Raw genomic sequence first — 12803 nt, 5'->3', positions numbered from 1 at the left:
CCCTCTCCCGGAACGGGCGCGTGCGCCCGTTCTTCATCACCGTATCCCGGGCTCAAGCATGGATAAAGTCCTCGTTATCGACGACAACCCCGGCATCATCTCTGCCCTCGAGTTGCTGCTGTCCCTGCACAGGATCGAAACCGTCAGTGCCCTGACCCCGCAGGCGGGCCTGCAGACACTGCGCGAACAGCCGGATATCAACCTGGTCATCCAGGACATGAACTTTACCGCGGATACCACCTCCGGCGAGGAGGGGCGCGAACTCTTCTTCGCGATCCGCGATATCAGTCCGGACCTGCCGGTAATCCTGCTCACCGCGTGGACGCAGCTGGAAATGGCCGTAGAGCTGGTCAAGGCTGGAGCCGCCGACTACCTGGGCAAGCCATGGGATGACAACAAGCTGATCGCCACGGTCAAGAACCTGCTGGAGCTCAATGACCTCCAGCAGCGCCAGCGACAGAGCCAGCAACAGTCGCTGGCGGCCCGCGAGCGGCTGCAACAGAACTTTGACCTGCAGGGCATCGTGTACCGCAGCGATGCCATGCAAAAACTGCTGGAAATGGCCACCCAGGTGGCCCGTTCCGAGGTGCCCGTTTTGATCACCGGGCCCAACGGTGCCGGTAAGGAAAAGATTGCCGATATCCTGCAAGCCAATTCATCACTGCGAGAGGGTCCCTACATCAAGGTGAACGTGGGCGCCCTGCCGGAAGAACTGATGGAAGCAGAGCTGTTCGGCGCCGAACCCGGCGCCTATACCGGTGCTGGCAACCGCACCCGGCAGGGGCGTTTCGAGGCTGCGGACGGCGGCACGCTGTTTCTCGATGAAATCGGTGAGCTGTCTGCCAGCGGTCAGGTCAAACTACTGCGGGTACTGCAGACCGGCGAATTCCAGCGGCTCGGCAGCAGTGAGACCCGCCGGGTGCGCGTGCGCGTGATCAGTGCCACCAACGCGAATTTGCCGGCATTGATCGAGAAGGGCCGCTTCCGTCAGGACCTGTTCTACCGGCTCAATGTCATCGAGCTGCAGCTGCCGCCCCTGTGCGACCGACCAGATGACATCCTGCCCCTGGGCCGGAGCTTTCTCGGCGAGGGAAAACAGCTCGGGCCCGATGCGCAACAGATGTTGGTGCGCTACCACTGGCCCGGCAATGTGCGCGAACTGCAGAACACCATGCAACGGGCCTCGGTACTGAGCCAGTCGGACACCATCGATGCCCAGACCCTGGCGCTGCCCGTGCAGGAAAAAGCCAGCAGGCCGGACATCAGCTTTGAGCCCAGCCGCGAACTGCTGGAGCGCACGCTGGCCGACTGCGATGGCGTCATCGCCCAGGCCGCTCGCGAGCTTGGCCTGAGCCGTCAGGCGCTTTACCGGCGCCTGGAAAAATATGGTATTCCCTACTGATGTGGCAGCGACTGACCCTTGAAGCGCGAATCACCGCGGTTACCCTCGTCGCTGTCCTCGTCGGAGCGAGTTTACCCTTCCTGCTAATCAGGTTCGGCGCAGACAAGGGCCTCGCCTGGACCGGTGGAATGCTGCTGGGAGTGACCATCGCATTACTGCTGTTACGGACGGTCACCGGTCCGCTGCAGCGGGGCCTCTCCACACTCGAGGGCGGCCTGTTGAATTTCCGCGACGGGGATTTCTCCGTCTCCCTTGCACTGGACCGCAAAGACGAGCTCGGCCGAATCGCCACGCTCTACAATGAAGTGGGCGAGATCCTTCGACGCGAGCGGGCGCACATCCACCAGCGCGAACTGTTGCTGGACACCGTCATCCAGAGTTCGCCACAGGCCCTGCTGCTGGTCGACCAGTCCGGGCACGTAATCTATGCCAACAGCAGTGCCCGCCACCTGCTCAACCACGGCCGTCCAATTCAGGGGCTGACTCTCGCAAAATTGCTACCGCACTGCCCGGTCGAGCTTGCCAGCGCGATCGAGAAGGACGAGGAAGGCCTGTTCAGCTTTACTGACAGCGATGGCAGCCACACCATGCACGTCGGCCACAGCGTATTTTCACTGAATGCGCAGAAACACCGACTCATCCTGATCCGCGATATGACCCGTGAGCTGACCCGGGCCGAAGTGCAGGTGTGGAAGAAAGTGATCCGCCTGATCAGCCACGAGCTGAACAACTCCCTTGCCCCCATCTCCTCCATGGCGCACAGCGGTATGATGCTGGCGCAGCGCATCGACGAGGAAGCGGGCAGTGCAGACGCCAAGTCCCTGGCCAGGGTTTTCGATACCATTGCTGAGCGCTGCCGACACCTGACGGAATTCACCCAGGGTTATGCGCGATTCGCCAAGTTGCCGGCGCCCAGTTGCGAAGAGGTTCCGTGGCAGCGCCTGCTGGACCGCCTCCTGCCATTGCACCGATTCGCCCTGTGCGGCAGCCTGCCTGAGCGACCGGGATATTTCGATCCGGTGCAGATCGAACAGGCCCTGTTGAACCTGCTGAAGAATGCCATTGAAGCCGGCAGCCCGGTCGACGACATCGAAGTCGAGGTTCACTGCAACCGGCAGGCACAGCAGATCATCGTGCGCGATCGCGGCACGGGCATGAGTGAAAAGGTATTGCAACAGGCCCTGTTGCCCTTCTACTCCACCAAGCCGCAGGGGGTGGGACTGGGGCTGGCCCTGTGCCGTGAAATTGTCGAGGCGCACGGCGGGCGGCTGCAGTTACGTAACCGCAGCGGCGGCGGCCTGGAAGTCTCGCTGTGGTTGCCACAGCGCAGTGACCGACAGGCTTCATGACAGCAGTGCACAGCACCCGCTGCTCCGGCAACAAACGCAATCAACAGTATTTGCGAATGCCTTGCATTGCGTTTTGCAGCCCAGCTTTGGATCCGGAAAAACTGAAATTCGGCTACTAGACTTTCGCTAACGGTCTTCACACACCGGCAGGTCCCTTTTGTCGGCCATCCCTGTGAGTGTCGGTCAACCGTTGTGAAATTCATCGTCTCACGAAAGGAGCCGAATCATGAGTGATTCAAAACCCGGCATCGAACGGCGCAAGTTCCTGCGCCTGATGGGCTGTTCTGCGGTCCTGATTCCCGCCGTGATGCTGCCGGACCAGCCGGCGCGGGCCCAGGGCAAGGCCAGCAAGGAAGCCGTGCAGTACCAGGACACACCCAAAGACGGCCAGAAGTGCAAGGACTGTCAGTTCTGGACCGACCCCAACGGCTGCCAGGTGGTAGAGGGGGAAATCAGCCCCGAGGGCTGGTGCAGCCTGTATGTGAAGAAAGCCTCCTGATCGCCTCGCTGATCGAAAGGCACGGGCACTGCCATGGTGTCCGTGCTCGTCCACTCGCAACAACTTCACCAGCGTAATCGCCACCACCGGATCATGCCCCGGGCATTTTGAGGATCAGAAGAACGGGTTGGCAGGGGCCGGCCACACAGGACCGGCTACAAGAAAAGAACGCGGGACTGTCGCTTCTCTACTGGGCGTCCGCGTCTCTACTTGGCGTCCGCGGGGTAGAGCAACTGGCAACGCAGGTTGCCACTTACCATCCAGCATTCACTGCCTTCCGGGCACTCTGCACCCGGGTCAATGACCTCCGCCCCCTCCGGGCAATGACTGGCTGATGCAGTGGCCGCCGTGCACCATTCGCCACCAATCAACTGGTAGCAGCCACCGCTTTCCAGCGCGCACTGGTCCGGTGCGGTGACCGGTACATCGCCAGTGAGGCACTCCCGTGGAAACGCCGGCACCAGGGCCAGCGGCAGGGTACTATCCGGAAAACCGGGGTAGACGGGGTGCCCACTCAGGTCGCCCCAATAGCCGTTAAAGCTGGTGCCGGCACAGCCGCAGAGAATTGCGCTGGCAGCCGACAATGCCAGTAGTTTATTTCGCATAGACAATGCACCGCTTGCCGCCGGCCACCTCGAAGCACTGGGCTGAGGACGGACAGATGGATCCCGGGGCCAATTCCTCGGCCTCTCCCGGACAGCCGTCGTAGTTGGTTTTCTGCTCCGCGTGCACGGGAGCCCGGGGCACCGGTGATGTATAGGGGTAAACGACCTCATCGCGGGGGTCCTGCATACCACAGGCGGACAACAGGCTCACCGCCATCAGGGCCGAACAAAAACCGAACGTCTTACGCATAGGAGTTGCCTTCTTGGTTGGACTGGTTTGGCCAGAGCGACCAGCTGACGAGATTCAATAAACTCGCATCACCGGAAAGAACCAGCAGGCAGAGCCCATCCCACCCATGTCCGCATCCACATCACAGTGACGACTGGCCGCGGGGGGAAGCTGGGAATTGGGCTGGAAGTTGCCGACTTCGACAAAGTCCGCCGAGGTAGCGTGCTCATCAGGGTCGAAAAAGAAGGGGTCGTATCCCTCTGGTGCTTCGGCGGGCAGAAAAATGCAGCCCTGTAATGCCAAAGCAGCGAATACCGGCACTGCGAACATCCCTATGCGCTTCATTTCCGAATACCTCTCACTTTCGAAGTGGCGCCACTGGTTCGTACTCCCTGAGTTTAGCTGGCGTGGGATTCGGCTCGCGCCATCGGGATCAGATCAGCGCGTAATTCAACGAGTAGGTGAAAAATGACGAAAACGTGCGGCCGGTGATGAGGTCGGCTGGAGTGAAAGGTAAGAGCTATGGGTAAGAGCTATGGGGAAAGAACTGAGGGATGAGAGGTAAGGGCTTAAGACGAGGGCGTCGGGTATTTCCCGGAACTGAGTCCGGGAAATACCGTGACGTGCGGGCAAGGCCCGCACCGATGGATCGCTACAGCAGCAGCTTGCGCACGTCACCCAGAACGCTGACCAGGTAGGTCAGGAAGCGGCCGGCATCACCACCATTGACGGCCCGGTGATCGTAGGACAGCGCCAGCGGCAGCATCTGCCTCGGCACGAACTCCTTGCCGTTCCATACCGGCTGCACGCTCAGCTTGGAAACACCGAGGATCCCCACTTCCGGCGCATTGACGATCGGCGTAAAGCCCCTCCCACCAATGGCCCCGAGGCTGGAGATAGTGAAACAGGCACCCTGCATATCGCGCGGCTTCAGCTTGCCATCGCGGGCTGCAACGGCCATCGCCGTCGCCTCTTCCGCCAGCTCGTACAGGCCCTTCTTGTCCACATCGCGGATCACCGGAACCATCAGGCCCTTGGGCGTATCCACGGCCATGCCGATATGCACATAGTCCTTACGCACGATGTGCTCGCCATCGTTGTGCAGTGAGACATTGAAGCTCGGCTCAGCGCGCAGCGCCGCCGCGGCGGCTTTCAGCAGGAAGGGCACCGGCGTGAGCTTCACACCGCGCTTTTCCGCCTCGGCCTTCATGGACTTTCGGAACTCTTCCAGCTCAGTGATATCCGCATCGTCGAACTGGGTCACATGCGGGACGTTGAGCCAGTTGCGCGCCATATTGGCAGCGGTGAGCTTGTGGATCTTGCTCATCGGCTCGGTGGTAACCGGGCCAAACTGGCTGAAGTCGATCTCCGGCATCTTGGCGATGCCCGTGGTGCCGACACCGACGGCGCCGCTCTCGGCCTTCTTCACCTGCTCCTTGACGTAAGCGTGCAGGTCGTCCTTGGTCACGCGGTTGCGCGGGCCGCTGGGCTTGACCTTGGTCAGGGTCACACCCAGTTCGCGCGCCAGCTTGCGCACTGCGGGGCCGGCGTAGACTTCCGCCGAAACCGTGAGATCGCGCTCCAGGGCGTGATCTTTCTGCGGTGCCGCCGGCGGCTCCTCAGAGGCGCTCGATACCGCTTCGGTGGATTCCGCTTTCTTGGCGGGCTGCTCGGCGGGCTTTTTCTCTGACTTCTTCTCCGGCTTCGACTCGGCCTTTTTGGCGCCGCCGGAAGTGGTTTTCAGCACGCCCAGCTTGTCGCCGGTGGAGACCTTGTCGCCTTCCTTCACATCGATGGACACGACGGTGCCAGCAAACGGCGCCGGTACATCCATGGAGGCCTTGTCGCCCTCGACCACGATCAGGGAGTCGCCTTCGGCCACTTCGTCGCCGGGCTGCACACTGACTTCGATCACGTCCACGGAGTCCGCACCGCCGAGGTCCGGTACCTTGACCGTCTCTTCCTTTTCTTCACCCTCAGCGGATTCCTCAGAGGCCGCCTCTTCTTTGGTAGCCTCCTCCTCTGCCGGGGAATCTTCTTTCTCCTCGGGCTCGGATGACCCCTCCTCTGCCGATGCATCGTCATCGCCGGCTTCGGTCTCGATCTCGGCGATCACGTCGCCCTCGGAGACCTGGTCACCTTCGGAAACGGAGATGCTCAGAATCTTGCCAGCCATGGGGGCCGGCACATCCATGGAGGCCTTGTCACCCTCCACCACAATCAGAGAATCCTCCGCGGCAACGGTATCGCCTACTGCCACGGTAATCTCGATGACATCTACCTGATCGGCCCCGCCGAGATCAGGCACTTTAATGACTTGTTTTGCCATGCTACTTGCCTTCTTCCTGTTCAGCGGGCCTTAGACCAGGCGCGGGTTCACTTTTTCCGGATCGATATTCAGCTGCTTGATGGCGTCCGCCACTTCAGTTGCCTCGATCACTCCCTGCTTGGCCAGGCCGGTCAGTGCAGCGATGACGACGTAGTTGCGGTTCACTTCGAAGAAGCGGCGCAGCTGCTCGCGGCTGTCACTGCGGCCAAAGCCGTCGGTACCCAGTGCAATGAGGTCGCCACTGATAAACTCGCGCAGCGGTTCCACGTAGGAGCGGATGTAGTCGGTGGAGATCACCACCGGCGTCTCGTTACCTTCGAACTGCTCACTGATCCAGGCTTTGCGCGGCTCCTCGGTGGGGTGGAGCATATTCCAGCGCGCCACGTCCTGGCCCTCGCGGGCCGCCTCGGTGGCGGAGGTCAGGTTCCACACATCGGAGGTCACACCAAACTGGTCGGCGAGGATATCCGCTGCTGCCAGCACTTCGCGCAGGATGGAACCAGCACCCACCAGCTGTACATGCTTCTTCGCCGCCTTGCCCTTGCCGGGCTTGCGGGAATTGGCGTCCAGCTTGTAGATACCGCGGATGATGCCTTCCTCGACGCCCTGCGGCATTTCCGGCTGCAGGTAGTTCTCGTTTTCGATGGTGACGTAGTAGAAGAGGTTCTTCTGCTCTTCGTACATCTCCTTCAAGCCCTCGCGCAGGATCACGGCCAGATCGTAACCGTAGGCCGGGTCGTAGCTCTTGCAGTTGGGGATGGTGGCAGACAGCACGTGGCTGTGGCCATCCTGGTGCTGCAGGCCCTCGCCGTTCAGCGTGGTGCGGCCGGCGGTGGCGCCGATCAGGAAGCCGCGCGCCTGCATATCGCCCGCTGCCCAGGCCAGGTCACCGATGCGCTGGAAGCCGAACATGGAGTAGTAGATGTAGAACGGCACCATGGCGACGCCGTGGTTGCTGTAGGCAGTGGCAAGGGCCATCCATGCGGACATGGCGCCGGCCTCGTTGATGCCCTCTTCCAGCACCTGCCCCTTTTTGTCTTCCTTGTAATACATGATCTGGCCGTGATCGACCGGAGTGTATTTCTGCCCCTGGGAGGAGTAGATCCCCAGCTGGCGGAACAGGCCTTCCATGCCGAAGGTGCGGGCCTCGTCGGGCACGATGGGGGCCACGTTCTTGCCCATCTTCTTGTCTTTCACCAGCACCGACAGCGCACGTACGAACGCCATGGTGGTGGAGATTTCGCGGTCGCCGGAACCTTTGGTCAGCGCGCTGAAGGCGTCCAACTCCGGGATTTCCAGCTTCGCCACCTCGGTGAGACGGGACGGTACCGGGCCGCCCAGGGCCTTGCGGCGCTCGGCCATGTACTTCATTTCCGGGCTGTCCGGAGACGGGCGGTAGTAGGGGACTTCCTCGATTTCCTTGTCGGTAATCGGGATGGCAAAGCGGTCGCGGAAGCGCTTCAGCGCCTCGGTGTCCATCTTCTTGACGTTGTGGGTGTCCATCGCCGCTTCGCCGGCAGCGCCCAGGCCGTAACCCTTGACGGTCTGCGCCAGGATGACGGTGGGCTTGCCCTTGCTCGCCATGGCCTCGGCGTAGGCCGCGTAGACCTTGTAGGGATCGTGGCCGCCGCGGTTCAGCTTCATGATCTCGTCGTCGGACATGTCCTTGACCATCTCGAGCAGCTCCGGGTACTTGCCGAAGAAGTGCTCGCGGGTATAGGCACCGCCGTTGGCCTTGAAGTTCTGCATCTCGCCATCGACCACTTCGTCCATGACTTTCTGCAGCAGGCCCTTGTCGTCCTTTTCCAGCAACGGATCCCACAGGCGGCCCCACAGGACCTTGATCACGTTCCAGCCGGCACCGCGGAACACGCCTTCCAGCTCCTGCACGATCTTGCCGTTGCCACGCACCGGGCCGTCCAGGCGCTGCAGGTTACAGTTGACCACGAAGACCAGGTTTTCGAGGTTCTCGCGGCCCGCCATGGAGATAGCGCCCAGGGTTTCCGGCTCGTCACACTCACCGTCACCCAGGAAAGCCCATACCTTGCGATCACCGCGCGGAGACAGGCCGCGGGCGGACAGGTAGCGCATGATGTGCGCCTGGTAGATCGCCTGGATCGGACCCAAGCCCATGGAAACGGTGGGGAACTGCCAGTAATCCGGCATCAGCCAGGGGTGCGGGTAAGAGGACAGGCCATTGCCATTTACTTCACGGCGGAAGTTGTCCAGCTGCTCTTCATCGAAGCGGCCTTCCAGATAGGAGCGGGCGTAGATGCCCGGCGCGCTGTGGCCCTGGAAGAAGATCAGGTCGCCCCGCTCCTCACCCTCGTTGCCACGGAAGAAATAGTTGAAGCCGACGTCGTACAGGGTGGCCGCGGAGGAAAAGCTCGCGATATGGCCGCCGAGGCTGTCGCTGTTGGAGTTTGCACGCACCACCATGGCCAGGGCATTCCAGCGGATCAGTGAGCGGATACGACGCTCCATGAACAGGTCGCCAGGCATACGTTTCTCGGCCTGCGGCGGAATCGTATTGCGGTAGGGCGTGGTGATGGCCGCAGGCAGCTCGACGCCGATGTTGGTGGCGCGATCAGTCAGCTGCTTGAGCAGGAACGCCGCACGCTCCTTGCCGCTGAAGCGAATCACCGCCTGCAGCGCGTCGAGCCATTCCTGCGTTTCCTGGTTGTCAGTTTCTTCGTGCATTAAATGCTCCTCGGCGATTTAGCGACGTCGAGTCGTTGATTTCAATTCTGTTTTTGGCTGTCAGGCAAAGTACAGCACGCGCAGCAGCTTGCTCCCATTTTTGGTATTTCCCGCCAATTTACCGCCTGGCCTGGCGTAAATGCGGCGGTTGCAGTGGCACACTGCCGCGGAGGCGATCGGGGGAGGAATTTGGCTATCTGCCGCCGGTAATTCTGCTGTTACTGCAAGTCCGGGCGAGGCGACGATCCACGCGGATCAGAGTGGACGCCCAGTCGCTCGGGGACCAAAGCGGGGGCGATTGTAGTATTACTACACGCCTTTTTCCAGATAGGACATTTAGTAACAATTAAAACCATTTTCGCCAACAAATATAGGCCAATCGCTACAAAAAACGGAGGATATTGCGGGAAAAGAGCGGAATCGAATTACATAATTGAGTCTGAAACTGGACTTTCAGTCACAGACTGACCACCGCCTCCGCCGGGAGAGATTGTCTCCGATTCCAGTTTGATCGGGCGGTTTGCGACTCGGCGGCACTCCGCAGAGGGCAGATCACCGACAGCACCGGGCCAACCTGAGCCGGCGCCATCCTGTCGCCCCACCCCGACGCAGACTGCAGGTGGTTTACCGGCTCCAGCCGCCATGCGCCCTCACGCCCACCGTCCACGCCCCCCGCAACACCAGCCAACGACCCGGCGCGAGCACCCATTGCCACGACCAGCACTGCCAGCGCCGCACCCAGCAGCCACCACCAGTTGCCCCGCTGGTGACTGCGGTAACGGCGCCGGTAGTACTCCTCGGTGGGCAGCAAGACGTACTCGCTTGGGATGCGCTGTCCGGAAAATAGGCCCCTGCTCATGATTGCCTCCAGTTTCGGTTTTTATTGGGGGCATTAAACCGGAGCAATCGGGCAGGACCCTGGTGCAATAAAGGCAGAGGCGCGTATGAATGTGGCGAAATATGGCAGGCCCTGCCAATCCCCAACGGTCACGCAACTAGACTGTATTGACACAGTTTTCAGCGAGGAGCTTCCATCGTGGATATCGAGCGCATCCTCTCGGGCAGAGTGGTCGTCAGCATGCTTGTCGCACTGCTCTTCGGGCTCGGTAGTCTCCACCTGCCTGCTCGGACCTGGCCCACCCCCGATCAGGCACGGGAGATTGGCAGGGACGCCTATATTTACGGTCTGCCGATCGTGATGAATTATGCGATCATGTACGAGTACGCCGTCGATCGCAATTCCGGCCAGTTCAAGGCTCCATTCAACACGCTGAAGAATGAATCGGATGTATACACCTACAAAGACACGACGGTAGTCACTCCGAATAGTGACACGCCTTACTCATTCATATCGATGGATCTGCGCGCCGAACCCATCGTGATTTCGGTACCTGCCATCGAGAAAAAACGCTATTACTCGATCCAGCTGGTGGATGGCAATACGTATAATTACGGCTACATCGGCAGTCGCACCACCGGCAACGGTGCCGGCAACTACCTGATTGCGGGGCCGGGCTGGAAGGGCGAGATGCCTGAGGGCATCGACAAGGTGTTCCGCTCATCCACCGACTTTTCTACCGCCATCTTCCGCACACAGCTGTTCGATCAGGGCGATATCGACAATGTGAAAAAAGTGCAGGCGGGCTACCGCGCCCAGCCGCTCTCATCCTTTCTCGGCAAACCTGCGCCGCCACCGGCAACAAAGATCGACTTCCCGGAGATCAATAAAAAGTTGATGGAGGAGAACTTCTTCGAATACCTCGACTTTGCCCTCCAGTTTGCACCGGCGGGACAGTATGAGAGCGAAATCCGTTCCAGGCTCGCACGCATCGGTATCGGCCCCGAAAAGAAATTCGACTTCAGTGACATGCCCCCGGCCCAGCGCAAGGCGGTAATGGAGGGCGTTAAGGCCGGCCAGGCCAGCATCGAGAGCGCGGTTGCCGATATCGGCAACTCCGTCAATGGCTGGTCCATCGGGGCCGCATTCGGTGACCAGGACTTTTACCGCGGCAATTGGCTGCTACGGGCGGCAGCGGCATCCGCAGGGATCTATGGCAATGACGCGGTTGAAGCCACTTACCCGATGACTCGAAGTGATGAGGGCGGCAAACCACTGGATGGCAGCAAACACAATTACACCCTCACCTTTCCCAAAGGCGCTCTTCCGCCAGTCAACGCCTTCTGGTCCGTAACCATGTATGACGGCGATACGCAGCTGCTGATCAAGAACCCGATCAATCGCTACCTGATCAATTCCGCCATGCTGCCGGATATGAAGAAAAATCCGGATGGCTCCCTGACCCTCTATATCCAGAAAGAATCCCCCGGAACCGAGCTGGAGTCCAATTGGCTGCCGGCACCAGACGGCCCCATCTACCTGGTTATGCGACTGTACTGGCCAAAGAAAGATCCACCCTCGGTACTGCCACCGGGTCAGGGCAGCTGGGAGCCGCCAGCAATAAAGGTGGCGAAATAACCCGGAGCGCCCCCCCTGAAAGCAGAAAGCCGGCGCTAGCGCCGGTCTTTTATCGAAGCCCTCAAACGATCAGGTCGTATTCCTGACCAAGCACATCGATTAACTCAGCCTTGGGGTTATCTGAGATCGCCAGCTTGTGGCCGAGGATCTTCTCGGCGATGGCGATATAGGTTTCGGACAGGTCCATCAGCATGGAAGCCGGCAGTTCGTTGTCGCGCGCCAGTGCGGCGCGCTCGTCCATGCGATCCTTGTTGAGGAGGATATCCGGGTCCGGGAAATGATTGAGCAGCGCCTGACGGAAACCTTCCTTGGATTTTTCCACCACTTCACCCCTGCGGTAGGCCTCACCATCCCAGATGCGGGATGAATCCGGGGTGCCCACCTCGTCCATATAGATGAGCTTTTCTTCACCGCTGGCGTCGGTGACGTAACCGAACTCGAACTTGGTGTCGACGAAGATCTGGTCCAGCCCGGCCAGCTCGCCGGAGATCAGATCAAAGCCCTCTTTCAGCAATTTTTCATAGAGGTCGATATCCTCCCGGCTGCGGAAATTGAAGGCCTCGAAGTGATTCTCGAGATCGGCGCGGGTGACATTGACATCATCCGCCTCCGGCACGCCGGGGATGCCCCTGAGAATGCCCTTGGTGGAGGGAGTGATCAGCAGTTCCGGCAGTTTCTGGTCCTTGCCCAGGCCGTCCGGCAACTGGATACCACAGAACTGCCGCTCACCCTTGCTGTAGGCCCGCCACATGGAGCCGGTGATGTACTGCCGGGCAATGGCCTCGACCATGACCGGACGCGCCTTCTGCACGATCCACACCAGCGGGTGGGGAATATCGAGTATGTGGCTGTCTGCCAGTCCACTCTCCCGAAACAGCCGAAACCAGTGGTTGGCAATCGCGTTCAGGGCGGCCCCCTTGCCCGGCACGCCCTGCAGGCCGCCCTCGCCCCGCCAGATGCAGTCGAAGGCGGAAATGCGGTCAGAAATCACCATCACGGCCAGGGGCGCATCCTCAGCAACCGGATAGCCTTTTTCCCGAATCAGGCGGCGGCTGTCCGCCTCGGTCAGCCAGTAAACAGAACGGACCTTGCCGCTGTGGATTGGCTTGTCAGTGCGGATCGGCAGATCGTTGTTAACGGCCAGTACTGTATCAGCAAGGCTCATGATGTATTCCTGTGCTATTCGGGGGTCATGCCACGCGGCCAGCGGGTCT

General features: G+C 60.6%; 11 protein-coding genes. 4 read left to right on the top strand and 7 right to left on the bottom strand.

Annotated elements, in window-relative coordinates; translation table 11 throughout:
- Positions 1-58: 58 nt before the first annotated feature.
- The 3 genes from LVD12_RS08080 (at position 59) to LVD12_RS08070 (ending at position 3250) form a co-directional block, all read left to right on the top strand.
- On the top strand, positions 59-1402 hold the full coding sequence (locus LVD12_RS08080) for a sigma-54-dependent transcriptional regulator (protein ID WP_237067196.1): 1344 nt from the start codon (positions 59-61) through the stop codon (positions 1400-1402).
- Positions 1402-2751: a sensor histidine kinase gene (locus tag LVD12_RS08075; RefSeq protein ID WP_237067195.1), complete on the top strand. Its 1350-nt coding sequence runs from the start codon at positions 1402-1404 to the stop codon at positions 2749-2751. The genes LVD12_RS08080 and LVD12_RS08075 overlap by 1 nt, the downstream gene beginning before the upstream one ends.
- A 226-nt stretch (positions 2752-2977) precedes the next feature.
- On the top strand, positions 2978-3250 hold the full coding sequence (locus LVD12_RS08070) for a high-potential iron-sulfur protein (RefSeq protein ID WP_237067194.1): 273 nt from the start codon (positions 2978-2980) through the stop codon (positions 3248-3250).
- A 206-nt stretch (positions 3251-3456) separates the two neighbouring features.
- Here LVD12_RS08070 and LVD12_RS08065 read toward each other — a convergent pair whose 3' ends face one another.
- The 6 genes from LVD12_RS08065 to LVD12_RS08040 form a co-directional block, all read right to left on the bottom strand.
- The gene (locus LVD12_RS08065) at positions 3457-3855 is read right to left on the bottom strand and encodes a hypothetical protein (protein ID WP_237067193.1); all 399 of its coding nucleotides are present in this window, start codon (positions 3853-3855) and stop codon (positions 3457-3459) included.
- Positions 3845-4105 carry a hypothetical protein gene (locus LVD12_RS08060; protein ID WP_237067192.1) on the bottom strand — a complete coding sequence of 87 codons (261 nt, stop codon included), beginning with the start codon at positions 4103-4105 and terminating at the stop codon, positions 3845-3847. Before LVD12_RS08060 ends, LVD12_RS08065 begins: the two co-directional genes overlap by 11 nt.
- Before the next feature lie 54 nt (positions 4106-4159).
- The gene (locus tag LVD12_RS08055) at positions 4160-4429 is read right to left on the bottom strand and encodes a hypothetical protein (RefSeq protein WP_237067191.1); all 270 of its coding nucleotides are present in this window, start codon (positions 4427-4429) and stop codon (positions 4160-4162) included.
- A gap of 307 nt (positions 4430-4736) precedes the next feature.
- Positions 4737-6413: a dihydrolipoyllysine-residue acetyltransferase gene (gene aceF, locus LVD12_RS08050; RefSeq protein WP_237067190.1), complete on the bottom strand. Its 1677-nt coding sequence runs from the start codon at positions 6411-6413 to the stop codon at positions 4737-4739.
- Between the two features lie 30 nt (positions 6414-6443).
- Positions 6444-9113, bottom strand: a complete 2670-nt coding sequence (gene aceE / locus LVD12_RS08045) for a pyruvate dehydrogenase (acetyl-transferring), homodimeric type (RefSeq protein ID WP_237067189.1) — start codon at positions 9111-9113, stop codon at positions 6444-6446.
- A 457-nt stretch (positions 9114-9570) separates the two neighbouring features.
- Positions 9571-9972 (bottom strand): hypothetical protein, encoded by a 402-nt coding sequence (locus LVD12_RS08040; RefSeq protein ID WP_237067188.1) that lies wholly within the window; start codon positions 9970-9972, stop codon positions 9571-9573.
- 177 nt (positions 9973-10149) lie between these two features.
- Here LVD12_RS08040 and LVD12_RS08035 point away from each other — a divergent pair, with 177 nt between their 5' ends.
- Positions 10150-11589, top strand: a complete 1440-nt coding sequence (locus LVD12_RS08035) for a DUF1254 domain-containing protein (protein WP_237067187.1) — start codon at positions 10150-10152, stop codon at positions 11587-11589.
- A 61-nt stretch (positions 11590-11650) separates the two neighbouring features.
- Here LVD12_RS08035 and LVD12_RS08030 read toward each other — a convergent pair whose 3' ends face one another.
- On the bottom strand, positions 11651-12754 hold the full coding sequence (locus tag LVD12_RS08030; protein ID WP_237067186.1) for a phosphoribosylaminoimidazolesuccinocarboxamide synthase: 1104 nt from the start codon (positions 12752-12754) through the stop codon (positions 11651-11653).
- Positions 12755-12803: the final 49 nt, after the last annotated feature.

Source organism: Microbulbifer guangxiensis (genome assembly GCF_021729075.1).
GTDB classification, from domain to species: domain Bacteria; phylum Pseudomonadota; class Gammaproteobacteria; order Pseudomonadales; family Cellvibrionaceae; genus Microbulbifer; species Microbulbifer guangxiensis.
This window is presented reverse-complemented; position numbering and strand designations above follow the sequence as displayed.

Excerpts from the sequence above, each read along its gene's own strand:
- LVD12_RS08080 (WP_237067196.1), top strand. The coding sequence starts at position 59 with ATGGATAAAGTCCTCGTTATCGACGACAACCCCGGCATCATCTCTGCC.
- LVD12_RS08075 (WP_237067195.1), top strand. The coding sequence starts at position 1,402 with ATGTGGCAGCGACTGACCCTTGAAGCGCGAATCACCGCGGTTACCCTC.
- LVD12_RS08070 (WP_237067194.1), top strand. The coding sequence starts at position 2,978 with ATGAGTGATTCAAAACCCGGCATCGAACGGCGCAAGTTCCTGCGCCTG.
- LVD12_RS08065 (WP_237067193.1), bottom strand. The coding sequence starts at position 3,855 with ATGCGAAATAAACTACTGGCATTGTCGGCTGCCAGCGCAATTCTCTGC.
- LVD12_RS08060 (WP_237067192.1), bottom strand. The coding sequence starts at position 4,105 with ATGCGTAAGACGTTCGGTTTTTGTTCGGCCCTGATGGCGGTGAGCCTG.
- LVD12_RS08055 (WP_237067191.1), bottom strand. The coding sequence starts at position 4,429 with ATGAAGCGCATAGGGATGTTCGCAGTGCCGGTATTCGCTGCTTTGGCA.
- aceF (WP_237067190.1), bottom strand. The coding sequence starts at position 6,413 with ATGGCAAAACAAGTCATTAAAGTGCCTGATCTCGGCGGGGCCGATCAG.
- aceE (WP_237067189.1), bottom strand. The coding sequence starts at position 9,113 with ATGCACGAAGAAACTGACAACCAGGAAACGCAGGAATGGCTCGACGCG.
- LVD12_RS08040 (WP_237067188.1), bottom strand. The coding sequence starts at position 9,972 with ATGAGCAGGGGCCTATTTTCCGGACAGCGCATCCCAAGCGAGTACGTC.
- LVD12_RS08030 (WP_237067186.1), bottom strand. The coding sequence starts at position 12,754 with ATGAGCCTTGCTGATACAGTACTGGCCGTTAACAACGATCTGCCGATC.